Annotated in this window: 22 protein-coding genes; 8 read left to right on the top strand and 14 right to left on the bottom strand. The window is 72.4% G+C overall.

The features are described from left to right. Nucleotides 1-73: 73 nt before the first annotated feature. Nucleotides 74-763, top strand: a complete 690-nt coding sequence (locus ACFWEJ_RS02965) for a GPP34 family phosphoprotein (RefSeq protein WP_377227714.1) — start codon at nt 74-76, stop codon at nt 761-763. An 80-nt stretch (nt 764-843) separates the two neighbouring features. Here ACFWEJ_RS02965 and araA read toward each other — a convergent pair whose 3' ends face one another. From araA to ACFWEJ_RS02915, 10 genes are all read right to left on the bottom strand, one after another. Next, a complete protein-coding gene (araA, locus tag ACFWEJ_RS02960; protein ID WP_377227713.1) occupies nt 844-2358 on the bottom strand; it encodes an L-arabinose isomerase in 1515 nt (504 codons plus the stop codon). Next, on the bottom strand, nt 2355-3095 hold the full coding sequence (locus tag ACFWEJ_RS02955; protein WP_377227712.1) for an L-ribulose-5-phosphate 4-epimerase: 741 nt from the start codon (nt 3093-3095) through the stop codon (nt 2355-2357). Before ACFWEJ_RS02955 ends, araA begins: the two co-directional genes overlap by 4 nt. After that, the gene (locus ACFWEJ_RS02950) at nt 3095-4759 is read right to left on the bottom strand and encodes a xylulokinase (protein ID WP_377227711.1); all 1665 of its coding nucleotides are present in this window, start codon (nt 4757-4759) and stop codon (nt 3095-3097) included. The genes ACFWEJ_RS02955 and ACFWEJ_RS02950 overlap by 1 nt, the downstream gene beginning before the upstream one ends. A gap of 333 nt (nt 4760-5092) precedes the next feature. After that, complete coding sequence (locus ACFWEJ_RS02945; RefSeq protein WP_377227710.1) at nt 5093-6442, bottom strand: ABC transporter substrate-binding protein; 1350 nt, start codon at nt 6440-6442, stop codon at nt 5093-5095. 62 nt (nt 6443-6504) lie between these two features. Next, on the bottom strand, nt 6505-7368 hold the full coding sequence (locus tag ACFWEJ_RS02940) for a carbohydrate ABC transporter permease (protein ID WP_377227709.1): 864 nt from the start codon (nt 7366-7368) through the stop codon (nt 6505-6507). After that, entirely contained in the window at nt 7368-8261 is an 894-nt protein-coding gene (locus tag ACFWEJ_RS02935) for a carbohydrate ABC transporter permease (RefSeq protein WP_377227708.1), read from the bottom strand. Before ACFWEJ_RS02935 ends, ACFWEJ_RS02940 begins: the two co-directional genes overlap by 1 nt. A gap of 260 nt (nt 8262-8521) precedes the next feature. Next, complete coding sequence (locus ACFWEJ_RS02930) at nt 8522-9523, bottom strand: LacI family DNA-binding transcriptional regulator (RefSeq protein ID WP_377227731.1); 1002 nt, start codon at nt 9521-9523, stop codon at nt 8522-8524. 47 nt (nt 9524-9570) lie between these two features. Then, a complete protein-coding gene (gene proC / locus ACFWEJ_RS02925) occupies nt 9571-10374 on the bottom strand; it encodes a pyrroline-5-carboxylate reductase (protein WP_377227707.1) in 804 nt (267 codons plus the stop codon). A 76-nt stretch (nt 10375-10450) separates the two neighbouring features. Continuing rightward, entirely contained in the window at nt 10451-11104 is a 654-nt protein-coding gene (locus tag ACFWEJ_RS02920) for a hypothetical protein (RefSeq protein WP_377227706.1), read from the bottom strand. Nucleotides 11105-11258: 154 nt separating this feature from the next. Further along, nucleotides 11259-12209 carry a phosphatase PAP2 family protein gene (locus ACFWEJ_RS02915; RefSeq protein ID WP_377227705.1) on the bottom strand — a complete coding sequence of 317 codons (951 nt, stop codon included), beginning with the start codon at nt 12207-12209 and terminating at the stop codon, nt 11259-11261. A 102-nt stretch (nt 12210-12311) separates the two neighbouring features. On the opposite strand from ACFWEJ_RS02915, the gene radA reads away from it, so the two are divergent. Both radA and disA read left to right on the top strand, forming a co-directional pair. Continuing rightward, nucleotides 12312-13745: a DNA repair protein RadA gene (radA, locus tag ACFWEJ_RS02910; protein ID WP_377227704.1), complete on the top strand. Its 1434-nt coding sequence runs from the start codon at nt 12312-12314 to the stop codon at nt 13743-13745. Between the two features lie 53 nt (nt 13746-13798). Then, nucleotides 13799-14881 carry a DNA integrity scanning diadenylate cyclase DisA gene (gene disA, locus ACFWEJ_RS02905; protein WP_285100798.1) on the top strand — a complete coding sequence of 361 codons (1083 nt, stop codon included), beginning with the start codon at nt 13799-13801 and terminating at the stop codon, nt 14879-14881. A 205-nt stretch (nt 14882-15086) separates the two neighbouring features. On the opposite strand, the gene ACFWEJ_RS02900 is transcribed toward disA, so the two are convergent. After that, a complete protein-coding gene (locus tag ACFWEJ_RS02900) occupies nt 15087-15947 on the bottom strand; it encodes a hypothetical protein (protein ID WP_377227703.1) in 861 nt (286 codons plus the stop codon). A 308-nt stretch (nt 15948-16255) separates the two neighbouring features. On the opposite strand from ACFWEJ_RS02900, the gene ACFWEJ_RS02895 reads away from it, so the two are divergent. Continuing rightward, nucleotides 16256-17152 (top strand): A/G-specific adenine glycosylase, encoded by an 897-nt coding sequence (locus ACFWEJ_RS02895; protein WP_377227702.1) that lies wholly within the window; start codon nt 16256-16258, stop codon nt 17150-17152. A 7-nt stretch (nt 17153-17159) separates the two neighbouring features. Here ACFWEJ_RS02895 and ACFWEJ_RS02890 read toward each other — a convergent pair whose 3' ends face one another. After that, nucleotides 17160-17687, bottom strand: coding sequence for an amino-acid N-acetyltransferase (locus ACFWEJ_RS02890; RefSeq protein WP_377227701.1), 528 nt, complete (start codon nt 17685-17687; stop codon nt 17160-17162). A gap of 184 nt (nt 17688-17871) precedes the next feature. Here ACFWEJ_RS02890 and ACFWEJ_RS02885 point away from each other — a divergent pair, with 184 nt between their 5' ends. From ACFWEJ_RS02885 to glpK, 3 genes are all read left to right on the top strand, one after another. Further along, nucleotides 17872-19617: an FAD-dependent oxidoreductase gene (locus ACFWEJ_RS02885; protein ID WP_377227700.1), complete on the top strand. Its 1746-nt coding sequence runs from the start codon at nt 17872-17874 to the stop codon at nt 19615-19617. A gap of 106 nt (nt 19618-19723) precedes the next feature. Then, complete coding sequence (locus tag ACFWEJ_RS02880; protein WP_377227699.1) at nt 19724-20452, top strand: MIP/aquaporin family protein; 729 nt, start codon at nt 19724-19726, stop codon at nt 20450-20452. A gap of 46 nt (nt 20453-20498) precedes the next feature. Continuing rightward, nucleotides 20499-22013 carry a glycerol kinase GlpK gene (glpK, locus tag ACFWEJ_RS02875; RefSeq protein ID WP_377227698.1) on the top strand — a complete coding sequence of 505 codons (1515 nt, stop codon included), beginning with the start codon at nt 20499-20501 and terminating at the stop codon, nt 22011-22013. 73 nt (nt 22014-22086) lie between these two features. On the opposite strand, the gene ACFWEJ_RS02870 is transcribed toward glpK, so the two are convergent. Next, nucleotides 22087-22680, bottom strand: coding sequence for a TetR/AcrR family transcriptional regulator (locus tag ACFWEJ_RS02870; RefSeq protein ID WP_377227697.1), 594 nt, complete (start codon nt 22678-22680; stop codon nt 22087-22089). Then, entirely contained in the window at nt 22664-23371 is a 708-nt protein-coding gene (locus tag ACFWEJ_RS02865) for a hypothetical protein (RefSeq protein WP_377227696.1), read from the bottom strand. Before ACFWEJ_RS02865 ends, ACFWEJ_RS02870 begins: the two co-directional genes overlap by 17 nt. 92 nt (nt 23372-23463) lie before the next feature. Between ACFWEJ_RS02865 and ACFWEJ_RS02860 the strand changes: the two genes are divergently transcribed. Then, entirely contained in the window at nt 23464-24768 is a 1305-nt protein-coding gene (locus ACFWEJ_RS02860) for an alpha/beta fold hydrolase (protein WP_377227695.1), read from the top strand. Nucleotides 24769-24869: the final 101 nt, after the last annotated feature.

The following is a 24869-nucleotide window of genomic DNA, read 5'->3' as shown; positions in this document are numbered from 1 at the left end:
TCCCGGCGGCGGATCCCAGAGGCGGACGCGCCGTGTTCTGCTGGACCCGAAGGCGCGACGACGGGAGACAGCCATGGAGATCGGCCTCGCCGAGGAGTACCTGCTCCTCGCCCTCGACGACACCTCGGGCCGGCCGCTGATCGGCGCGCCGCAGCTGCAGTTCGCGCTGGCCGGGGCAGCCGTCGCGGAGCTGATGCTGCGGGGCGCGCTCGACGTCTCGGACGGCGTCGACGGTGGGCAGAAGGGCAGGTTCCGCGTGACCGGCCGGGCCACGCCGTCGGACCCGCTGCAGCGCGAGATCCTCGTGCTGCTGGACGGCCGCAAGCCCAAGGACGCGATCCGGAAGATCGGGCAGGGCAGCTTCGCCCGGACGCTGCGCGAGACGCTGCAGCAGGGGCTGGCCGCGCGGGGCGTGCTGCGCGAGGAGCAGGTCAAGGTGCTCGGGCTGTTCCCGAGCACCACGTGGAAGTCGCACGACCCGGCACCGGAGGCCGCCGTCCGCGAGCGGGTGCTGGCCGCCCTGACCGGGAGCGCGGACCTGGACGAGGCGACGGCGGCCCTCGTCTCGCTGTTGCGCGCGACGGACCTGATCCGCAGGCTCTTCCCCGACCAGGACCGGCGGGAGCTGAAGCGGCGGGCGAAGGAGATCGCCGACTCGGAGTGGGCGGGCGCGGCGGTGAAGCGGGCGATCGACGAGCTCAACGCGGTGATGATCGCGGTCATGGCGTCGACGACGGCCGCAACCACGGCAGGCACCACCTGACCCACCCACTTCGTTGAGTGCTGGCTATTTGTTGCTCAGACGGCTCGGGAGCAACAAATAGCCAGCACTCAACGAAGGGGTCAGAGGGACTGGGCCAGGCGGTAGTACGCCGCGTTGTGGCGCACCTGGTCGGCGAAGCCGCGGCGCGTCGTGTCCTCGTCGATGACCAGCAGCTCGGTGCGCGCGATGTTCGCGAACACCTCGAACGCCTCGATGCCCGCGGCGGTCGACATGACGGTGTGGTGCGCGCCGCCCGCCGTCAGCCACGACTCGGCGGAGATCTCGAACGACGGCCGGGGCGCCCACATGGCCCGGGCCACGGGCAGGTTCGGCAGGTCGCGCGGCGGCGTGACGACGTCGACCACGTTGGCCGTCAGGCGGAACCGGTCGCGCATGTCGGCGAGCGACACCACGACGGCGCCCTCGACGGCGTCCGCGGAGAACACCATGCGGACCGGGTCCTCCTTGCCGCCGATGCCGAGCGGGTGGACCTCGATGCGCGGCGTCGTGGTGGTCAGCGACGGGCAGACCTCCAGCATGTGCGCGCCGAGGATCAGCTCGGAGCCGGGGGTGAGGTCGTAGGTGTAGTCCTCCATGAGGGACGCGCCGCCCGGGAGGCCCTCCCCCATGACCTTGGCCGCGCGGACGAGCACGGCGGTCTTCCAGTCGCCCTCAGCGCCGAAGCCGTAGCCCTTCTCCATCAGGCGCTGGACCGCCAGGCCGGGGAGCTGGCGCAGGGCGCCGAGGTCCTCGAAGTTGGTGGTGAACGCCTTGGCGCCGGCCGCCTCCAGGAAGCCCTCCAGGGCGATCTCCTGGCGCGCGGCGTACCGCAGCGAGTCGTGCCGCTCGGCACCGGCGCGCAGCTCGGGGGCGACGTCGTACTTCGCCTCGTACTCCGCGACGACGGCGTCGATCGCGGACTCCTCGACGGCGTCCACCGCCGCGACCAGCTCGTTGACGCCCCACGTGTTCACCGAGACGCCGAACCGCAGCTCCGCCTCGGTCTTGTCGCCCTCGGTGACCGCGACGTTGCGCATGTTGTCGCCGAACCGGACCAGCTTGAGCTCGTGCGTCGCGGCCCAGGCGGCCGCGCCGCGCACCCAGGTGCCCACCCGGCGGGTGACGGCCGGGTTGGAGACGTGCCCCACCACCGTCGTCCGCGCCACGCCGAGCCGGGTCGCGATGTACGCGTACTCCCGGTCGCCGTGCGCGGCCTGGTTGAGGTTCATGAAGTCCATGTCGATCTCGTCCCAGGGGAGCTCGACGTTGGCCTGCGTGTGCAGGTGCAGCAGCGGCTTGCGCAGCGCGTCCAGGCCCGCGATCCACATCTTCGCGGGGCTGAAGGTGTGCATCCAGGTCACGACACCCAGCACCTGGTCGTCGCCGTTGGCGTCGAGCATGGCGCGGCGGATGGCGGCCGAGTCCTTCAGGACGGGCTTCCACACGACCTTGACCGGCACGTCGGACGACGCGTCGAGGGCGCGGGCGACCTCCTGGGACTGCTCCGCGACCTGGGCCAGGGTCTCCTCGCCGTAGAGGTCCTGGCTCCCCGTGAGGAACCAGACCTCACGGTCCGCGTAGGGCTTGGTGCTCATGCCTGTCCTTCCGTGGTGGTCGCGGCCTGCTGGCCGTAGACGTTCTGGTAGCGGTCGTAGAGGGCGTCGATGTGCTGCTGCTCGATCGGCACGGGCTCGCCGAGCTGGCGGGAGACGTGCACCGTGCGGGCGACCTCCTCGACCATCACTGCGGCCTTCACGGCGGCGCGCGCGTCCTTGCCGATGGTGAACGGGCCGTGGTTGCGCATGAGCACGGCGGGGCTGCGGTGACCGCTGAGGGTCTCGACGATGCCGCGGCCGATCGAGTCGTCGCCGATGATCGCGAACGGCCCCACGGGCACGGGCCCGCCGAACTCGTCGGCCATCATCGTCAGCACGCAGGGCACCTCCTCACCGCGGGCGGCCCAGGCCGTCGCGTAGGTCGAGTGCGTGTGCACCACGCCGCCCACCTCGCGCATGTGCGTGTACACGTAGGCGTGCGCCGCGGTGTCCGACGACGGCGCGCGGGTCCCGTCCACGAGGTTGCCGTCCAGGTCGCACACCACCATGTCGGCCGGCGTGAGGTCGTCGTAGGAGACGCCCGACGGCTTGATGACGAACAGGTCGGCGCTGCCGTCCGGCACCTCGGTGTTCGGCACCCGCTGCGACACGTTGCCCGCGGTCCAGACCACGAGGTCCCAGCGCGGCAGCTCCGCGTGCAGGTCCGAGACAACGCCGCGCACGCGCGCCACCTCCTCCTGGACGGCCGGCGAGTAGTCGGTCAGTGTCTTGCTCATCAGTCGCTCTCCTGCGTCGTGTCTCGGGTGCGGAGCGCGGCGACGGCGGCGCGCTCGACCGCCAGGCCGGCGCTGTAGCGCTCCAGGAAGGCGGCGTAGCCCGCCACGTCGTCGGCGTCCGGCTCGACGACGTCGAGCGCGGCGTCCGCGAACACCTCGGAACCCAGGTAGGTGCCCAGGTCCTGCGCCGGGGCGGCGGCGCCGGCCGCGGACGCCCGGTAGGCGGCCAGCACGGCGATGCCCCAGGCACCGCCCTCGCCGGCCGTGCGGCCCACGGCCACCGGCGCGCCGAGCGCGGCGGCCAGCAGGCGCTGGGCCACGCCCGCGGTCTTGAACATGCCGCCGTGCGCGAACATCGCGTCCAGCTCGACCCGCTCCTGGGCGAGCACGCGCATGCCGAGGCTCAGGGTGCCGAACGCGCTGTACACCTGCGTGCGGGCGAAGTTGGCCAGCGTGAGCCGGCTGTCCGGCGTGCGGGTGAACAGCGGGCGCCCGGCCTCCAGGCCCGTGATGGGCTCGCCGGACAGGTAGTTGTAGGCGAGCAGGCCGCCGCCATCGGCGTCGCCGTCCAGGGCGGACCGCAGGAACGCCTCGAAGACGGCGCCGGGCTCGGCCGGCTGCCCCAGGGCGGCCGCGAACTGGCCGAACACCTCGGCCCAGACGCCCAGCTCGCTCGCCCCGTTGTTGCAGTGCACCATCGCCACGAGGTCCCCGGCGGGGGTGGTGACGAGGTCCAGCTCGTCGTGCACCCGCTCCAGCGGCTGCTCCAGGACGACCATCGCGAAGATGCTGGTCCCGGCGCTCACGTTGCCGGTGCGCGGCGCCACCGAGTTGGTCGCCACCATGCCGGTCCCGGCATCGCCCTCGGGCGGGCACAGCGGGATGCCCGGGCGGAGCGTGCCGCTCGGGTCGAGGAGGGCGGCGCCCTCCTCGGTCAGGACGCCGGCGTCCGCGCCCGCGGGCAGGACGCCGGGGAGCAGGTCCGCGAGGCCCCGGCCGAACCCGTGGCCGGAGGCCGCCTCGTCGAACTGCGCCAGCATCCGCTGGTCGTAGCCCTTGGTCGCCGCGTCGATCGGGAACATGCCCGAGGCGTCGCCCACGCCGAGCACGTGCTGCCCGGTCAGCAGCCGGTGCACGTACCCGGCCAGCGTGGTGACGTGCCGCACTCGCGGCACGTGCGCCTCCTCGTCGAGGATCGCCTGGTACAGGTGCGCGACCGACCAGCGCAGCGGGATGTTGTGCCCGAACAGGCCGGTCAGCTCCGTGGCGGCGCGCTCGGTGGTGGTGTTGCGCCAGGTGCGGAACGGCACCAGCAGCTCGCCGGCGTCGTCGAACGCCAGGTAGCCGTGCATCATCGCCGAGACGCCGAGGGCGCCCACGGTGGTGGGCCGCACGCCGTACTGCCGCTCGACGTCGGCGAGCAGCGCGGCGACGGACTCCTGCAGGCCGGTCCGGACCGCCTCCAGCGAGTAGGTCCACACGCCGTCGACGAGCTGGTTCTCCCAGTCGTGGCTGCCGCTCGCGAGCGGCGCGTTGTCCGGTCCGACGAGGCACGCCTTGATCCGGGTGGAGCCGAGCTCGATGCCGAGAGCGGTCCGCCCCTGCTCGATCGCCTCCTGGTGGCCGGCGAGCTGCCCCGCTCCTTCGTCCTGCCGCTCCACCATCGTGGACCGCTCCGTCCTGCCCGCACCGTCGCGAGGCGTAGCTCGTGTCTCCGTCGTTCGGCCGCCCTGAGGGCAACCCGCTCACCGCCTCGGCGATGTTAGCGCTCACACGATACCTGCCTACAACGCTGTACCCAAGCCGGTCCCCCGCACGAGTCAGACCCCCAGGTCACCCGGGTGACCTGAGGGTCTGACACGTGCGGGGCGGCGCTCACCGCCCGGTACGGCCGGCTGAGCCGGAGGTGCAGCGCAGGGTAGGGGCCGAGGAACGAGGCACCTGCCCGGAGCGGAACCGCAGACTCAGCCGCACGACAAGCAACGAGTGCGGCGGCGTCAGCCGCCGTTCACCTCGAAGCCCTGCTCCGTGCCGTACGAGACGTTCTCCTCCTGCCAGGCGGCGAGGCCGTCCAGCAGCGACGACTTGTCGAGGTAGGCCTGGCCCACGGTGTCCGCGAAGATGCTGTTCGCGTATGACTGCCACGGCAGGTACTGCCAGCCCTCGTTGACGTCGGCCGCGCCCGCGGCGAGCACCTCGTTGATCTTCTGCCCGCCGAAGTACTCCGACTCGTAGCCCAGGAACTCCGGGGACTCCAGCTGCTTCACGGTGGCGGGGAAGCCGCCCGTCTCCATGAAGGCGTCGATCGACTCGTCGCTCGAGTTGAGCCACTTGAGGAAGCCGGCCGCGAGCAGCTTGTTCTCCGCCGCGCCCGGGATGGACTCGGCGCTGCCGCCGTTCTCGGCGTTGGTGGGGGTGCCGTCGTAGGTCGGCATCGGGGCGACGCGCCACTTGCCCTTGCCGTCCGGGACGCCGTCCTCCAGGATGCCGGGCATCCACGCGCCGAGCGCGACCGAGCCGATGGTGCCGTCGTTCAGGGCGGCGTACCACTCGTCGCTCCAGCCCGGGAGCTGGCACAGCAGCTCGTCGTCGATGAGCGGCTGGTACATGTCGGCCCACTTGGTGGTGCCATCGTCGGCCAGGTCGATGGTCACGGCACCGTTCTCGGTGTGGAACGGCTTGCCGCCGGCCTGCCAGATCATGCTGGTGGTGAAGCCGGCGTCGCCCGTGTCGTTGCCGATGCAGGTGTCGGGGTCGTTCTGCTTGATCTTCCGGGCGGCGTCGATGTACTCGTCCCAGGTGGTGGGCACCTCGACCCCGGCGTCGTCGAACACGTCCTGGTTGTAGAAGAACGCCATGGGGCCGGAGTCCTGCGGCAGGCCCCAGATGCCCTGCTGCGAGACCGCGCCCCAGGTGGACGGCGTGTACAGGTCCTCCAGGTCGGCAAACCCGAACGCGGTGAGGTCCACGAGCTGGCCGGGGAGCTGGAACTGCGGGATGGACTGGTACTCGATCTGGACGACGTCGGGCACGCCGGTCCCGGCGGCGATCGCGTTCTGCAGCTTGGTGTTGGCGTCGCCGGCGCCCACCGTGTCCACGAGGGTCACGTCGACGTTCGGGTACGCCTTCTCGAACGCCGCGACCTGCGTCTCGGCCTGCGGGGTCCAGGTCCAGTAGGACATGCTGCCGCCCTCCTGGAGCGCGGCCTCGATCTCGTCGGCGTTGGCACCCTCGGAGGCGCCGCCGCCACCGTTGTCGTCCCCGCCACCCGAGCAGGCGGTGAGCGAGGCTGCCATCAGAGCGGCCAGGGCGCCGAGCGCGACCCGGCGGTTACGGGTGATGGTCATGGTCTTCCTTCTTCCACATCGTTGTAGTTCAGGTCTTGCGACGTCGGCGGGGCCGACCTCGCCTATGCCTTGACGCTGCCCGCGCTCAGGCCGGACTGCCAGTAGCGCTGGAGCACCAGGAACACGACGACGATCGGCACGATCGTCAGGAACGATCCCGTGATCACCAAGTTGAACACCGGCTGGGCGCCGATGCCCGACGCATCCGCCAGCCACTGGTACAGGCCCAGCACCAGCGGGTACAGGTCCGGGTCGTTGAGCATGATCAGCGGCAGGAAGTAGTTGTTCCAGGTGGCGACGATCGCGAACAGCGCCACGGTGACGATGCCGGGCGCCAGGAGGCGCAGCGAGATGGTGAAGAACGTGCGCCACTCGCCCGAGCCGTCGACCCGGGCCGCCTCCAGGATCTCGGTGGGCACCGCCTCCGCCGAGAACACCCACATGAGGTAGAGCCCGAACGGCGAGACGAGCGACGGCAGGATCACCGCCCACATGGTGTTGGTCAGGCCCCACTGGCTGAACAGCAGGAACGTGGGCACCGCGAGCGCGGTGCCGGGCACGGCGATCGCCCCGAGGATGACGGCGAACACGGCGTTCCGGCCGCGGAACCGGTACTTGGCCAGGCCGTACCCGGCGGCGGTCGCGAGGATCGTGGCACCGCCGGCGCCCACCACCACGTAGACCAGCGTGTTGCCGAACCACTTGAGGAAGACGCCGTCGTCGTGCGTGAGCACCGCCTGCACGTTGTCGACGAACGCGAAGTCGCCCGAGAACCACAGGCCGAACGAGCTGAGCAGCTCGGGCTGGGTCTTGGTGACGCTGAACAGCATCCAGGTCAGCGGCAGGATCGAGTAGATCAGCAGCGCGGCGAGCAGGACGGTCAGCGTGATCGACTTGCGTGGGCGGAGGTACGAGTAGCCGGCCATCAGATCTCCCTCCGGGTCCCACGGAGCTGCACCACGTAGGCGACGACGGCGGTGACCACGCCCATCACGATCGCGACGGTGGCGGCGTAGCTCACCTGGTTGCCCACGAAGCTCAGGTTGTAGGCGTAGATGTTCGGTGTGTAGTAGGTCGAGATCAGGGCGGGCTCGATCTGCTTGAGGATGGTGGGCTCGTTGAAGAGCTGGAAGCTGCCCAGGATCGAGAAGATCGTGGCGATCACCAGCGCCCCGCGGACGGCGGGGATCTTGATCGACCGCACGATGCGGAACTGGTTGGCGCCGTCGATGGCCGCCGCCTCGTAGATCTCCAGCGGCACCGTCCTGAGCGCCGCGTACAGGATCAGCATGTTGTAACCCACGAACTCCCAGGTCACGATGTTGCCGATCGCGGTGAGGATCCACTCCTTGGTGTACGGGTCGATGAGCGGGAAGCCCACCAGGTCGTTGACGCTCCCGGTGAGGCCGAGCCGGTCGTCGTACATGAAGCCCCACATGAGCACCGCGACGACGCCGGGCACCGCGTAGGGCAGGAACAGCGCCACGCGGAAGAAGCTCTTGCCGTGCAGGCGGCCGCTGTCGATCGCGAGCGCGGCGATCAGGGCGATCCCCAGCATGATGGGGACCTGCACCACGAGGAACAGGCTGACCCGCCCCACGCCGTCCCAGAGCTTGGGGTCGCCGAAGGCGGTCACGTAGTTGGCGAACCCCGCGAACGTCGTCCCGCCCATGAGCTGGTTGCGGAACAGGCTCAGGTACATCGAGTAGACCAGCGGGGTCACGATGAACAGCGCGAACACCACCAGGAAGGGCGTCACGAAACTCCAGCCGGCCGCGGAGACGCGGCGGCTCGGTGGGCGGCGACCGGGCACGGCCACACCCCTTTCCCCGGACGACGGCGTCCGGAATCACCTGGACGGCTATGTCCTGGAACGCGCCGGACGACGTTGCCCGGCGACGGGAATGTGAACGTAAACATCCTCGTGCGCGGTGACTCTGCCACTGCCTCGCGGACGTGTCAACGCTCTGTTCGGCAACGTTCTGAGAAAGGTATACGGGGTGTCCGGGGCCGGTCAGGGCGGGCCGCAGGTCGGGCGGACCGCCGGTCAGAGGGGCCGCCCGTCAGAGGGACTGCCCCTCAGAGGCGCGGGGCCGCCGCGCTCCTGCGGACCACCAGCTCGGGCGCGATCAGCTCGGCGGCGGGCCTGCCGCCGTCGACCGCCGCGAGGAGCAGAGCCACGCTCCGCCGGCCGAGGTCGACGAACGGCTGGCGCACGGTCGTCAGCGGCGGGATGAAGTGGCCGGAGCCGTCGACGTCGTCGAAGCCGACCACCGACACGTCGTCCGGCACCGAGACGCCGCACTCCCAGAAGGCGCGCAGCAGGCCGAGCGCGAGCTGGTCGTTGGCGGCGAAGACCGCCGTGGGGCCGGTGCCGGACCGGACGCGCTGGGCCAGGTCGAGGCCCACCATGTAGCCGCGGTCCGCGGTCCAGCCCGCGACGACGGGCTCGGGCACGGGCAGGCGGTGCTCGGTGAGGACGGCGCGCCAGGACTCCTCGCGCTCGACGGCGTCCAGCCAGTCCAGCGGGCCCGCGACGTGCAGGATCTGGCGGTGGCCCAGCTCGATCAGGTGCTCGACGGCGAGCCTGGCCCCGGCCCGCTGGTCCACGGACAGCGGGATGACCGGGACGTCGGGCTGGAGCTCGCGGGCGGCGATGAGGACCACGGGGACGGGCGCCTGGAACGACTCCACGGCGTCGGCCACGTCGCTGTGCGGCGCGATGACCACGATGCCCTCGACCGCCTGGTCCATGAAGTGTTCGAGAGCCTTGTGCAGGGTGGCGCCGTCGTACTGCCGCAGCGTCGCGACGCTGACGTACCAGCCCTGCTCCCGCGCCGCCTCCTCGACCGCGATCAGCGTGCTCGACGGGCCGAACAGCGGCGACCCGGTGGTCACCACGCCCACCGTGGCCGACCGGGCCGTGACCAGGGCGCGCGCCGCGCTGTTGCGGCGGTAGCCGAGCTCGGCGATCGCCTCCAGCACCCGCTCACGCGTCGCCGGGCGCACGCTCCGGTGGCCGTTGAGCACCCGCGACACGGTCTGGTGGGACACGCCGGCGAGCGCGGCGACGTCGGCCATGGCCGGCGGCCGCGTCGTCGCGGGTCGAGAGATGGTCACGGGAGGAATCATCCACCCAGCTCACGGGCGCGGTCACGCGCCGCGGTGGCGGCAGTCAGGAACGAGGCGCGCACGCCGCCGTCGTCCAGGGCCCGCAGGGCGGCCGCCGTGGTGCCGCCGGGCGAGGTGACCTTCTCGCGGAGGATGACGGGGTGCTCCCCGGTCTCGTCCATGAGACGGGACGCGCCGAGCAGCGTCTGGATCGCGAGGCGCCGCGCGACGTCGCGCGTGAGGCCGAGCAGCACGCCGGCCTCGGCGAGCGCGTCGGCCACGTAGAAGATGTACGCGGGGCCGGACCCGGAGATCGCCGAGACGGCGTCCAGGTCCTTCTCCGCGGCGCGGACCACCGCGCCCGTGCCGGCGAACAGGTGCTCGACGGCCTCGAGGTGGACCTCCGTGGCGGCGGCGCCCGGCGCGATCGCCGTGATGCCCGCGCCGATCGCGGCGGGCGTGTTCGGCACGGTACGCACCACGGCGACGCCGGCCGGCAGCCGCCGCTCGTAGAACGCCGAGGGGTGGCCGGCCGCGACCGTCACGATGACGGCGGCCGGGTCGATCGCGGACGCGATCTCGTCGAGCAGCGCGCCGACGTCCTTCGGCTTCACGCCGACGAGCACGATGCCCGCACCCTGGACCGCGGCGACGTTGTCGCTGGTGGTGGCCACCTGATAGGTCTCGCGCAGGTGCTGTGCCTTGGCCTCGGTACGCACGGTGGCGACGACGTCGGACGCGGCCCAGCCCGCCGACAACGCACCCGCGAGCACCGCCTCGCCCATGTTCCCGGCCCCGAGCACTGCAAGTCGCTGGTTCACCACACCATTGTCCCCCGGCGCGCGGGAACGAGGTGCCGCACCCGTCCGTGTGCGGACGGGTCCGGCCGAGACCCCGTCACAGGGGGAACGCCATGTAGAAGTCCTCCATGACGTCGGCCGGGCCGGTCGCCTGCAGCACCGCGGTCCCGTTCTGCCACACCACGACGGTCTTGCCGCCGTCGGCCGGCACGAACGCGTACTGCCCCACGACCTTCTTGCCGACCTTGACGTCGCCCGTCCGGTCGGCCTCGCCCGCGGCCGCGGTCCAGGCCGCGGCGCCGGTGGCCGCCTCGTCCTCCGTGGCCCACTGGCCGGCCATGACCGCGACCTCGACCGAGTCGCCGTCGGAGTACTCGGCGTTCCAGGCCTCCAGCGCGCCCTCGCCCTTGGGCTCCTTGGCCTCGGTGAGCGAGCCGAGCGCGAGCTGCAGCACCGCCGACGGCAGGGCCTTCTGGAACGCAGTCTCCTCGCCGCTGCGGTCCATCGCCTTGACCGTGGGCGTCGGCACCGGAGCCGTGACGGTCACCGTGGGCACCGGCTCCGGCGTCGCCGCGGAGCGCCAGAAGCCGGGCCACGCGAAGCCGGCCAGGAGGACCAGCACGAGCACGATGACGAGCACGCCCACGAACACGACGAGGCGACGGCGCCGGTACACGGCGGGCGACGCCTTCCTCGCGGCCACCGATGCGGTCGCACCGGTGCGTGGTGGGTTCACGCGCTGGTCGGTCATGTCTGGCTCCCCCGTGCTAGGTCCATCGGATACCTCACGATGGCTCATCCGAGACCTTATGTCGCGCCACTGACATCGGCAGGGAGGCACGCCCGGCGGGGCCGGGTGAGGGGCGGGTGGCTTCGGCGGAACCGCAGGCTCTGGGGCCGGGCGCTCAGCGGGGCCGCGCCGCCGCCTGGGTCAGCGGGAGCAGCACCGCGAACGCGGCCGCCGCGACCGCGCATGCCGCGAGGTGGCCGCCCGCGTACGCGACGAGCCCCGCGTCCCAGGGCAGGCCCGAGCCGAGGCGTCCCTCCGTGGCGGCGGCGGCCAGGACCGAAAGCACGGCGGCCGGGACCGCGGCAACACCGAGCGCGACCGCGACGAGCCGGGTCGGCCCGGCTGTGCGGCCGAGCGGGTCGTCCTCGGGCCGGTCCGCCCACCCGGCGGGCGTCGCGACGCACGCCAGCGCCGTCCACAGCACCACGACGAGGACCGCGGCGACGACGTCCGACGGGCGGTGCCAGCGGTCCGCGATCGTCGCGAGGCCCATGGCGCAGGTCACGGCGGCGCCCGCGACCGCCGTCGCGGGCCGCCAGCGGCGGGGCGCGACGAGCAGGAGCGCCGCCCAGGCCGCCGCGACCACGGTGACGTGGCCGCTGGGCAGGGTGTTGATGTCGCGGTTCCACTCCCCGACGAGGCCTGTCCGGTAGAACACGCCGTCCTTGATGACCTGCGTGGTCAGGTTCGAGCCGAGGATCACGGCGGCGGCCAGGGCGGTGGCGCCCCACCTGCGCCGGACCAGCCCGATGCCGCACACGGCGAGGAACCCGGTCACGAGCCACGGCGGCGAGCCGAGCAGCAGCACGGGCTCCACGGGGCGGTTGACCACGTCCTGGAAGAGGTCGGCCGTGACGAAGACCCGCTCCTCGACCCGCTGCCCGGGCCACGTGGTGACCATCGCCCACCAGACCAGCAGAGTCCCGAGCGCCGCGGCGAGCGCGACCGTGAGCCCGGCGAGGCGGGTCGTCGAACGGGGTGCGCCGCGCGTGGGGGCGGGAGGGGCGAGGTCTGCGCCGGTGCGCGACCCGGCGGGGCGCACCATGCGCCCGTCGGTGGCCGGCATGGTCGCAAACTACCTGGCGAGAGCGCTCGCCGCGGCCGCCCGATGGGGTACGGCACGGGTGATCTTCGGCCGGTGTCAGTGGTGGCACGTACGGTTCCCCTCGTGACCTCATCGACCTCCAAGAAGGCCCGGCCCGCGTACCGGTGCACCGAGTGCGGCTGGACCACCGTCAAGTGGGTCGGCCGCTGCGGGGAGTGCCAGGAGTGGGGCACCGTGACGGAGGACGGACCGGCAGCGACCGGGCCGCGCACCGCCGCCGTCTCCCCCGCCCGCGCGCCCGCCCGGCCCATCGCCGACATCGACGTGGAGTCGGCGCGCGCCAACCCGACGGGCGTCGGCGAGTTCGACCGGGTCCTCGGCGGCGGACTCGTGCCCGGGGCCGTGATCCTGCTCGCGGGCGAGCCGGGCGTGGGCAAGTCGACCCTGTTGCTCGCGGTCGCGAGCAACGTGGCCGACGGCGCGCTGGGCCCCGACGGGTTCGAGTCGCCCCGCACGGTGCTGTACGTGACCGGCGAGGAGTCGGCCGGGCAGGTGCGGCTGCGGGCCGAGCGGATCGGCGCGCTCTCGCGCACCCTGCTGCTGGCCGCGGAGACGGACCTGGGGACGGTGCTGGGGCACCTGGAGGCGAACCAGCCGGACATGCTGATCGTCGACTCGGTGCAGACCATCGCGTCCGCGCAGGTGGACGGGGCTCCGGGCGGCGTCTCGCAGGTGCGGGAGGTCGCCGCGGCGCTGATCGCCGTGGCCAAGGAGCGGCAGATCCCGACCATCCTCGTGGGGCACGTGACCAAGGACGGCTCCGTGGCCGGCCCCCGCACGCTGGAGCACCTGGTCGACGTGGTCTGCCAGTTCGAGGGCGACCGGCACTCGCGCCTGCGCATTATCCGCGCGGTGAAGAACCGGTACGGCCCCACGGACGAGGTGGGCTGCTTCGACCTGTCCGAGGACGGGATCGTGGGGCTGCCCGACCCGTCCGGGCTGTTCCTGTCGCACGCCGGCACGGGGGTGGCCGGGTCGTGCATCACGGTCACGCTGGAGGGACGCCGTCCGCTCGCCGTCGAGGTGCAGGGGCTCGTGGCGCCCAGCCCCCTGAACAACCCGCGCCGCGCGACCAGCGGCGTGGACTCCAGCCGGCTGGCGATGATCCTCGCCGTGCTCCAGCGGCACGGCGGGCTGCGGCTCGCCGACCAGGACGTCTACGCCTCGACGGTGGGCGGCGTCCGGATCAGCGAGCCGGCGTCCGACCTCGCGGCCGCCCTCGCGCTGGTGTCCGCGCGGACCGGGAAGCCGCTGCCCGGCGCCACCGTCGCCGTCGGGGAGGTGGGCCTGGCCGGGGACCTGCGCCCCGTCGCCGGGCTGGACCGCCGCCTGGGGGAGGCCGCCCGCCTGGGGTTCGCCCACGCCGTGGTGCCGCACGGGACCGGGGTCAAGGCACCCGAGGGGCTCCAGCTCGTCGAGGCGACGCACATCCGCGACGCGGTGGAGTGGGCGCAGGGCCTAGGCCGTCGAGGTGACAACACCATGGACGACAGATGACCGGTTCATGAAACCAACTGCTTGCCCCCGAGGGCACAGCGTAGGATTTCTTCGTGGCCACGACCTCCTCGCACACTGACGAGCTGCTCCGTGAGACCCTGGCCGCCGTCGCGCCCGGGACCGAACTTCGCGACGGACTCGAACGCATCCTGCGCGGCCGCACCGGCGCGCTCATCGTGCTCGGTCTCGACCCGGTCGTCGAGCAGATCTGCTCCGGCGGCTTCTCGCTCGACGTCGACTTCTCGGCCACCCGCCTGCGCGAGCTGTCCAAGATGGACGGCGCCGTCGTGCTCGACCGGCACGCCACGCGCATCCGCAAGGCCGCCGTGCAGCTGCTGCCCGACCCGACGATAGAGACCACCGAGTCCGGCACCCGGCACCGCACGGCCGAGCGCGTGGCCAAGCAGACCGGGTTCCCCGTCATCTCGGTGAGCCAGTCCATGCGGATCGTCGCCCTCTACGTGGGCGGCCAGCGGCACGTGCTGGAGGACTCGGACACGATCCTCGGCCGCGCCAACCAGGCGCTCGCGACGCTGGAGCGCTACCGCGCCCGCCTCGACGAGGTGTCGGGCACGCTGTCGGCGCTGGAGATCGAGGACCTGGTCACCGTGCGCGACGTGTGCTCCGTGGTGCAGCGCCTGGAGATGGTGGGGCGCATCTCCGACGAGATCGCCGGCTACGTGATCGAGCTCGGCGTGGACGGCCGCCTGCTGGCGCTCCAGCTCGACGAGCTCATCGGCGACGTCGGCTCCGACCGCGAGTTCGTGATCCGCGACTACGTCCTGAGCCGCAAGGACCGCACGCTCGCCGACGTGCAGGCGGAGCTCTCCGCGCTCACGTCGCAGGAGCTGCTCGACATGAGCCAGATCGGTCGCATCCTGGACCTGCCGGGCGGCGGGGACGCGCTCGACGCCGCCGTCGCGCCGCACGGCTACCGGCTCCTGTCGAAGGTGCCGCGTCTGCCGAGCGTCACCATCGAGCAGCTCGTGGGGCACTTCAGCAGCCTGCAGAAGCTCCTCGCCGCGAGCGTGGACGACCTCATGTCGGTCGACGGCGTGGGCGAGCAGCGCGCCCGGACGATCCGCGAGGGGCTGTCCCGGCTCGCCGAGTCGAGCATCCTCGAACGCTACGTCTGACCCACTCCCTCCCGCCCCGCGACGCCGAGTCAGCCGGTTGGTCCGACCACCCACCTGACTCACCCCCGGCCGACTCCCGAGTCAGCCGGTTGGTCCGACCACCCACCTGACTCACCCCCGGCCGACTCCCGAGTCAGCCGGTTGGTCCGACCACCCACCTGACTCGGCATCGACGTGGAGGCGAGTCAGCCGGACGGTCCGGGGATCAGGGGTTCGACGGCTCGGCCTTCTCGTCGGTGTCCGGCTCCGCGTCGGTGTCCGCTCCCTGCTTCCCACCCGCATCGGTGTCCGGCTTCCCGGAACCGCTCGGCGACGCGCCCCCGGACGGCTCGCCCGACGGTGATCCGGACGGTTCGCCCGACGACGACCCCGACGGCGACGGCGAACCGGACGGCTGCGGCACCGTGTACGTCAGCCGGACGACGTCGCTGGCCGCCCCCTCGACACCGGCGAGCGTGACCTGCGCCGTGTACTCGCCGGCCGTCGGCTTGGGCTGGTCGGCCGCGCAGCCCGGCGCCGAGCGCGCGTCGGACCAGCTCACGTTCGTGACGTCGACGTCGCCCGGCCCGAGGAGCAGCAGCCGCTCCTCGTCCTGGTCGGCGCAGTCCGCCGACGACCAGGCCCGCTCCGCCGTCTGCTCGCCCAGCTCGCCCTCGTACACGGTCACGGCGAGGCCGTGCCGGGGTGCCTCGACCAGGCACTGCACCTGACCGGTGTTCCGCACCGACACGGTGAACCTGACCGGCACCCCGGGCGTCACCGCCGTGCGGTCGGCCGCGAGCCCCACGTCGAGGTCCTCGGGCGTGCACGGCGCGGCCGCGGCGTTCGGGTCCACGGGCTCCGGCGGGCTCAGCTTCTCCGCCAGGATCGGCGGGTCCGGGTGCGGCCACGTCACCGCGACCCCGATCCCGCCCAGCGCCACCACGGCCAGCACCGCGATCAGCCGCCCCGGCCGGCGCGGGCGTCTGCCGGACGGGCGCTGCTCCACCGCGACCCGACCCAGGGACCACTCGGCCCGTTCCGGCGCACTGACCACCTGCTCGACCCCCAGAAGCTGTTGCGACACCTACGGCCTGACGTGCTCCGCCGGCCGCGGCACCAAAGTACGACTCCGCGCGCGGCCCGGGCGGCAGCCGCGCCGCCGAGTCGGTCACATGTCCGACTTCACGGCCCGGCCGGCGCACGCCGGGCCGCGCCGCCCGCGCCACGCCCGCGCCGCCCGCGCCACGCCCGCGGCCCACCGCCCGCCCGGCCACGCCAGGCCCGCCGCCCGCCGCCCGGCCGGCCGCGCCGGGCCGCACCAAGCCCGCCCGCCCACACACCACCACCCACCGGGTCGGCCGGACCACCATGCGTGCGGCAGGATGAGTCCCCGTGACGACAGCGGAGGCGACGCGACGTACCGGGGTGCGCTCCGGCGTCGTGCAGTGGTTCGACGGCGCCGCTCGCGACCTGCCCTGGCGGGCGCCGGACCGCACCGCGTGGGGCGTGCTGGTGAGCGAGGTCATGCTGCAGCAGACCCCCGTGGTCCGCGTCAAGCCCGCGTGGCACGCCTGGCTGGAGCAGTGGCCCACGCCCGCCGACCTGGCGCAGGCCCCGACCGCCGACGTGCTGCGCGCCTGGGGCCGCCTCGGCTACCCCCGCCGCGCGCTGCGCCTGCAGGAGTGCGCCCGGACGATCGTCGAGCGGCACGACGGCGTGGTGCCGCGCACCGAGCCCGAGCTGCTCGCCCTGCCCGGCGTCGGCGAGTACACGGCCGCCGCGGTGCTGGCGTTCGCCTACGGCAAGCGGTCCGTGGTGGTCGACACGAACGTGCGGCGGGTGCTGGCGCGGGCGGTCGGCGGGTCGGCGCTGCCCGCGCCGTCGTACACGGCCGCAGAACGGGCGCTGGCGACGTCGCTCGCCCCCGAGGGCGACGCCGACGCCGCGCGGTGGGCCGCCGCCTCGATGGAGCTGGGCGCGCTGGTCTGCACCGCGAAGGCGCCGAAGTGCGGTGCGTGCCCCGTCGCCGGGCTGTGCGCGTGGCGCCGTGCCGGCTCGCCCCCGGACGCGCACGCCGACAAGCGCCGCACCCAGGCCTGGGCGGGCACCGACCGGCAGGCGCGCGGCCGGGTGATGGCGGAGCTCCGGCACGCGTCGGAACCCGTGGACCGGGCCCTGCTCGCGGGCCTGTGGCACGACCCGGCCCAGCTCGACCGCGCGATCGCCGGCCTGGTCGAGGACGGCCTGGCCGAGCAGGACGACGTCGGCCGCCTGCACCTGCCCCGGTAGCGCTGGGTCAGAGCTCCAGCAGCATCCGCGAGTTGCCCAGCGTGTTGGGCTTCACGCGCGCCAGGTCGAGGAACTCGGCCACACCCTCGTCGTACGAGCGCAGCAGCTCGGTGTACACCTCGGGCGTCACGGGTGTGCCGTCGATCTCCCGGAACCCGTGCGCGGCGAAGAAGTCGACCTCGAACGTGAGGCAGAAGACCCGGCTCAGGCCCAGCGCGCGGGCCCGCTCGACCAGCGCCTCGAGCAGCGCGTGCCCCACCTTGCGGCCGCGCCAGTCGCGGTGCACGGCCAGCGTGCGCACCTCGGCGAGGTCGTCCCACATCACATGCAGCGCCCCGCAGCCGACGGCGGAGCCCGGCGTGGCGGGGTCGGCCGCCACCAGGAACTCCTGGACAGCCTCGAAGTACCCGACCATCTCGTACGGCCGGAGGATGCGCTCCTGGCTCAGCGGCTGGACGAGGTCGCGGATGGTGCGCACGTCGGCGGGAAGGGCGGGTCGGATCACGGGCACTGCCGGCGCCTCGGGTGTCGTCACGGCGACACACTACGGCGGGCGGGCGCAGCGGGTGACGTGCGGGTGACATCTGGACGGCACCGCACGCCCCGTACCTGGTGAAACGAATGGCAAACCGGAAAGTGAGCGAGAGAACATCCCAACACACCCTCGCCACAAGGGCAAAGGTCTTGCCAAGTCACGGAATGCGTGGTGAGTTTGGCGCATGGCCTCTACACGCCTGACCGCAGAAGCGAGGACCCAGGCACTGGCTGCGCTCGAAGCCAGTGTCAGCCCCGCCGCAGAGCTCGACGTGCTGGTGATCGGGGGCGGCGTCACCGGCGCCGGCATAGCCCTCGACGCGGTCACGCGGGGGTTGTCGACCGCGGTCGTCGAGGCACAGGACTGGGCGCAGGGCACGTCCAGCCGCAGCAGCAAGCTGGTCCACGGCGGCCTCCGCTATCTCCAGATGCTCGACTTCGCGCTGGTGCACGAGGCGCTCACGGAGCGCGACCTCCTGCTGCGGGACCTCGCACCGCACCTGGTGCGGCCGGTCCCGTTCCTGTATCCCCTGGAGCACCGGGTCTGGGAGCGCGCCTACGTGGGCGCCGGCATCGCACTGTACGACGTCCTCGCGACGCTGACCCCCGGCCGCCGGCCGATGCCGTTCCACCGGCACCTGAGCCGCCACCAGATGGAGGCCAAGTTCCCGGACCTGGCCCACGACGCCGCCGTCGGGGCCGTCCAGTACTGGGACGCGTCGGTCGACGACGCCCGCCTGGTCGCGACCCTGATCCGCACGGCAGCGAGCTACGGGGCGCACGCCGCCAGCCGGACCCAGCTGGTCAGCCTGACGCAGGGCGCGACCGGCGCCGTGAACGGCGCGGTGGTCGTGGACCTGGAGACGGGCAAGGAGATCACCGTCCGGGCACGGTCCGTGATCAACGCGACCGGCGTGTGGACCGAGGACACCGAGGCCCTGGCCGGCTCGGAGGGCGGGCTGCGCGTGCTCGCCAGCAAGGGCGTGCACCTGATCGTCCCGCGCGAGCGCATCCGGGGGCACGTCGGGCTGATCCTGCAGACGGAGAAGTCCGTGCTGTTCGTCATCCCGTGGTCCCGGTACTGGATCATCGGCACCACGGACACCCACTGGAGCCTCGACCCGACCCACCCCGTGGCCACGAGCACCGACATCGACTACGTGCTGGACCACGCGAACGCGGTGCTCGCACACCCCCTGACCAGGGAAGACGTCATCGGCACCTACGCGGGCCTGCGCCCGCTGCTGCAGCCGGGCACCAAGGCCGGCACGAGCAGCTCGAAGGTCAGCCGCGAGCACACCGTCGCGTCGCCGACGCCGGGCCTCACCGTCGTCGCGGGCGGCAAGCTCACGACGTACCGGATCATGGCCAAGGACGCCGTGGACTTCGCGATCGGGCAGCGCGCCGCCGCGCTGCCGTCGATCACGCACCAGATCCCGCTCACGGGCGCCGTCGGGCTGCGCGCCGTCCAGCGCCAGGCGCGCACCTGGGGCAAGCGGTTCGGCTGGTCGCCCCCGATGCTGGACCACCTGCTCCACCGGTACGGCGCCAACCTCGCCGAGATCGTGGAGCTGTGCGACGCCGACCCGTCGCTGGCCAAGCCGCTCGAGCACGCCTCCGCCTACCTGCGCGCCGAGGTGCACTACGCGGTGAGCCACGAGGGCGCCCTCCACCTGGAGGACGTGCTCGGTCACCGTACGCGGCTGGTCTACGAGGTGGCGGACAGCGGCACGGCGGCCGCCGACGAGATCGCCGCCGTCGTCGGCCCGCTGCTCGGCTGGGACGCGTCGGACACCGAGCGTGAGGTCAGCGCCTGGCGGGCGCGCATCGACGCGGAACGCCAGGCCGCGGAAGAGGCCGACGACGAGGGCGCCGAGCGGGCGCGCCTGACCACACCGGACGTGGCGGCCATGCAGCCGCTCCGAAACTAAGGAAAGACGAGGCCAACTACTACTCACAGCCGACGGGTCGCCCCTGAGGGACCGCCGGGACTACCTCCGTACGCCGACAGAGCTGTCGGCAGAAAGCGAGTCAGCGATGAACGCATTCACGGACATCATCGTGCCGGAGTTCCTGGGCACGATGATCCTGCTCCTCGGCGGTGCCGGTGTGGTGGCGAACGCCATCCTGCCCAAGAACAAGGGCTTCAACGGCGGCTGGCTGATGATCAACTTCGGGTGGGGCCTCGCGGTGTTCGCGGGTGTCTTCGTGTCGCTGAAGTCCGGCGCGCACATCAACCCGGCCGTCACCCTCGGCATCCTGGCCAGCGGGGCCGAGGAGTTCGCCCCGGGGGTCGCCGCCGACTTCGGCAACATGCTCATCTACTGGGTGGCGCAGCTCTGCGGCGCCTTCGTGGGCGCGATCCTCGCGTACCTGGCGTACAAGCAGCACTTCGACCAGGACGCCGACCCGGCCGTGAAGCTGGGCGTGTTCTCCACGGGCCCGGCGATCCGCTCGTACACGTGGAACTTCGTCACCGAGGTCATCGGCACGTTCATGCTGGTCTTCGTCATCCTGTCGTTCGCCAACTGGCCCGGGGACATGGGGCCGCTGGCCGCAGCGCTCCTGGTGCTCGGTATCGGTGCGAGCCTCGGTGGCCCGACGGGGTACGCGATCAACCCGGCACGTGACTTCGGCCCGCGGATCGCACACTTCATCCTGCCCATCCCGGGCAAGGGGTCGAGCGACTGGGCCTACTCGTGGGTCCCGGTGCTCGGACCGCTGGTCGGCGGCGCGCTCGGCGGCCTGCTCGCCGCGTCCCTCTGAGCCGAACCTCAGGCAGACCTCGACACAGACAAGGGAGTCAACTCCGATGGCTGACTACGTACTCGCGATCGACCAGGGCACCACGAGCACCCGGGCGATCGTGTTCAACCACGCCGGGACCATCGTGTCCAGCGGCCAGATCGAGCACGACCAGATCTTCCCCAAGGCCGGCTGGGTGGAGCACAAGCCGGACCAGATCTGGGACAACACCCGCCAGGTCGTCGGCCTCGCGCTGACCAAGGCGAACATCAACCACACCGACCTCGCCGCGGTAGGCATCACCAACCAGCGCGAGACCACGGTGGTGTGGGACAAGACGACCGGCAAGCCGGTCTACAACGCGATCGTCTGGCAGGACACGCGAACGCAGGCGATCGTCGACGAGCTCGCCGGCTCGGAGGGCGCGGACAAGTACAAGGCGATCGTCGGACTGCCGCTCGCCACCTACTTCTCCGGCCCCAAGGTGAAGTGGATCCTGGACAACGTGGAGGGTGCCCGCGAGGCGGCCGACCGCGGCGACCTGCTGTTCGGCAACACGGACGCGTGGGTCCTGTGGAACATGACGGGCGGGGTCGACGGCGGCGTGCACGTCACCGACGTCACGAACGCGTCCCGCACCATGCTCATGGACCTGGACACCCTGTCCTGGCGCGAGGACATCGCGGCGGACATGACCATCCCGCTCTCCATGCTCCCCGAGATCCGCTCCTCCTCCGAGGTGTACGGCACCGGACGCCCCCGCGGCATGGTGCCCGGCGTGCCCATCGCGGGCATCCTCGGCGACCAGCAGGCGGCGACGTTCGGCCAGGCGTGCTTCGAGGTCGGTACCGCGAAGAACACGTACGGCACCGGCAACTTCATGCTGCTCAACACGGGCACGGAGAAGGTGCCGTCCGAGAACGGCCTGCTCACCACGGTCTGCTACAAGATCGGCGACAGCGCACCGATCTACGCGCTGGAGGGCTCCATCGCCGTCACGGGCTCGCTGGTCCAGTGGCTCCGCGACAACCTGGGCCTGTTCACCGACGCACCCGACGTCGAGTGGTACGCCCGCAAGGTCGAGGACAACGGGGGCGCGTACTTCGTGCCCGCCTTCTCCGGCCTGTTCGCCCCGTACTGGCGGCCCGACGCGCGTGGTGCACTGGTGGGCCTGACCCGGTACGTCAACCGGAACCACATCGCGCGGGCCGCCCTGGAGGCCACGGCCTACCAGACCCGCGAGGTCATGGACGCCATGAAGGCGGACTCCGGCGTGGAGCTCACCGAGCTCAAGGTCGACGGGGGCATGGTCGCCAACGAGCTGCTCATGCAGTTCCAGGCCGACCAGCTCGGCGTCGACGTCGTGCGCCCCGTCGTCGCGGAGACCACCGCGCTCGGCGCCGCGTACGCGGCGGGCATCGCCGTCGGCTTCTGGAAGGGCGAGTCGGACGTGACCGCGAACTGGGCCGAGGACCGGCGCTGGACGCCGGACATGGACGACAAGGAGCGCGACCGGCTGTACCGGAGCTGGAAGAAGGCCGTGACGAAGACCTTCGACTGGGTCGACGCCGACATCGGCTGACCGCACCACCACGTGTCAGACGCTCAGGTCACTCCGGTGACCTGGGCGTCTGACACGTTTTGGGGCGACGGCGTCAGGGAGCCAGGAACCGGCGCGCCGTCTCCACGAGCGTCGCCTTCTCGCCCTGCGCCGTGAACCCCTCGTCGACCGCGACGCGCCCCAGGAAGCCATCGGTCAGGAGGTACAGCCACGAGGTGATCCGGTCCGGGGTCAGGTCGGTCCGGATCTCGCCGGCCCGCTGGGCCCGCTCGACCCAGGGCCGGATCAGGTCGTGCTGGGCCCGCGTGTCCTCGTCGAGCCGGGCCGCGACGTCGGGCAGGTGCATGACGCCGCCCACCGCGCGCACGAACCCGGGCATCCGGGGTTCCGCGGCGTCGTCGGCGCCCTGCCGGACGATGTCGAGGACGACGCCCAGGGCGTCCGTCCGGCCCGCGTACCGCTCCTGGGCGTCGCGCGCCTCCTGGGTGCCGAGCGTCAGGATCGCGAGCAGGACGTCCAGCTTGGTCGGGAAGTAGTGGAAGAAGGTGCCCGACCCGATGCCGGCCTGCCGGCAGATCGCCGCGGTGGTGGTGCCGTCGTAGCCGCGCTCCGCGAAGACCGTGAGCGCGGCGTCGATGATCACCAGCCGGCGCGCCTCGTGCCGTTCGGGGTCAACGGTCCGTGCCACGCGCGTCCTCGGTCGCGGCCGTGCGGCGCACCTGGATCCGGTCGTCCCGGACGCGCGCCACCAGGCCGAGCGCGGCCAGGTCCTCGTCCGCCTGGCGGCGGGCCGCGGCGTCCTTGCGCTCCTCCAGCCGACGGCGGAGCACCTCGTGCTCGGCGGGCGTGAAGCCCGGCCGACCGTCCACCCAGCGCTCGAACTGCTGCTCGTGCGGGTCGGCGTCGTGCCAGGGCCAGCCGTGCCGGGACAGCGCCTCGCGCACCTTCTCGGCCGAGAGGGTGTCGGTGTCGAGGCGGGCACGCAGGCCGCCGTCGGGCCGCAGGAGCACCAGGTCCTCCTTGTCCCGGAACGCCGCGCCGACGTCGGACCGCTCGACCCACACCTCGCGCTCCTCCTGCCGGTGCTCGACGTGGTCGTCGGCGACGGTGAGCACCGGCGCCTCCCCGACCGTCATGAAGGCGATGAAGCCGCCACCCAGCAGGCCGAGCCCGCCCAGGATGCCGAGCGTCCAGGGCAGGGACAGCGACTCGATCAGCGTGAGCAGCCGAGGGACGGGCAGCGGCGTCGCGTCGATCAGGCCGGCGATCCCGCCCGCCAGCGGCGCGGCGAACCAGCCGAGCACGAGGCCGAGCACGAGCACGGCCAGGCCGAGCACGGCGGGGAGCGCGGGCGGCTGGCGTACCTCGGTGGTCGTCATGAACCAATTATTAGAGCAGCCACTCCACTAATGCAACGAATATCGCGGACGCGGCGCTGCGACGGTGGAGCGTGCGGTCGTAGGCTCGGCCCGTGCCCATCAGCTACACGCTTCCCGGCGTCCATGTCACCGACCACTCGGTCGACGTCCCGCTCGACTGGTCCCAGCCCGACGGGTCCCCCACGATCTCCGTGTTCGCGCGCGAGCTCGTCGACCCCACCCGCCGCACCGAGGACCTGCCGCTCCTCGTGTTCCTCCAGGGCGGCCCCGGCGGCAAGGGCCCCCGCCCCACCGGCCCGGACGGCTGGGTGGGCACGGCGCTGAAGCGGTTCCGCGTGGTGCTCCTCGACCAGCGCGGCACCGGGCGGTCCAGCGCCGTCCGGGCGGAGGCCCTGAACGCCCTCGGCACGCCCGCGGAGCAGGCGGAGTACCTGACCCACTTCCGCGCCGACAACATCGTGCGCGACGCCGAGCACGTCCGGAAGACGCTCTTCGACGGACGGCGCTGGACCTCGCTGGGCCAGTCGTACGGGGGCTTCATCACCATGACGTACCTGTCGTTCGCGCCCGAGGGCCTCAACGCGAGCCTCGTGACCGGCGGCCTGCCGGGCCTGACGGCGTCGGCCCGGGAGGTCTACGAGCGCACCCAGCCGCGCGTGGTGGCCAAGAACGAGCGGTTCCGCGCGCGCTACCCGCACGTCACCAAGGCCCTCGGCCGGATCGCCGACCGCCTCGCGGCCGGCGGCGTGACGGAGCCCGGCGGCGACCCGCTCACCGTGCGGCGGTTCCAGACGCTCGGCATGGACTTCGGCATGCAGCCCGGGTTCGAGCGCGTGCACTGGATCATCGACGAGGCGTTCGACTCCCCGCACGGTGGCCCGCTCAGCGACACGTTCCGGGCGACGGTCGCGGCCGAGACGTCGTTCGCGACCAACCCGCTGTACGCCCTGCTCCACGAGTCGATCTACGCCCAGTCCCACACGGGCCCCACCGCGTGGGCGGCCCAGTCCGTGCGCGACGCCGACCCGGCGTTCGGGGAGGACGCCAGGCCGCTGCTGCTGACCGGCGAGATGATCTACCCCTGGATGTTCTCCGAGATCAGCGCCCTGCGGCCGTTCGAGGCCGCCGCCGACGCCCTCGCCCACCGGCAGGACTGGGGCGACCTGTACGACCTGCACCGGCTCGCGGACAACGACATCCCGGTCGAGGCCGCGGTGTACTTCGACGACATGTTCGTGGACTCGTCCCTGTCGCTGGAGACCGCGGCGCACGTGGGCAACGTCGAGCCGTGGGTCACCAACGAGTTCGAGCACGACGGGCTGCGGCTCGGCGACGTCCTGCCGAAGCTGCTGGACCGCCTGGACGCCCGGGGCGGCCCGCTGACGTCGCCGGAGTAGGCCGTAGCGCCGTCTGGCACTGCCTCCTCCCCTTTGAGGCCCGGGTGTCTTCGCTTTGGGCGGCTCGACGGCCTTGATGTTGCCGTCGAGCTGACTGAAGC

It is taken from the genome of Promicromonospora sp. NPDC060204 (assembly GCF_042728455.1).
GTDB lineage: Bacteria > Actinomycetota > Actinomycetes > Actinomycetales > Cellulomonadaceae > Promicromonospora.
The sequence above is the reverse complement of the archived record's forward strand: the minus strand, read 5'-3'. Positions and strand labels throughout refer to the sequence as shown.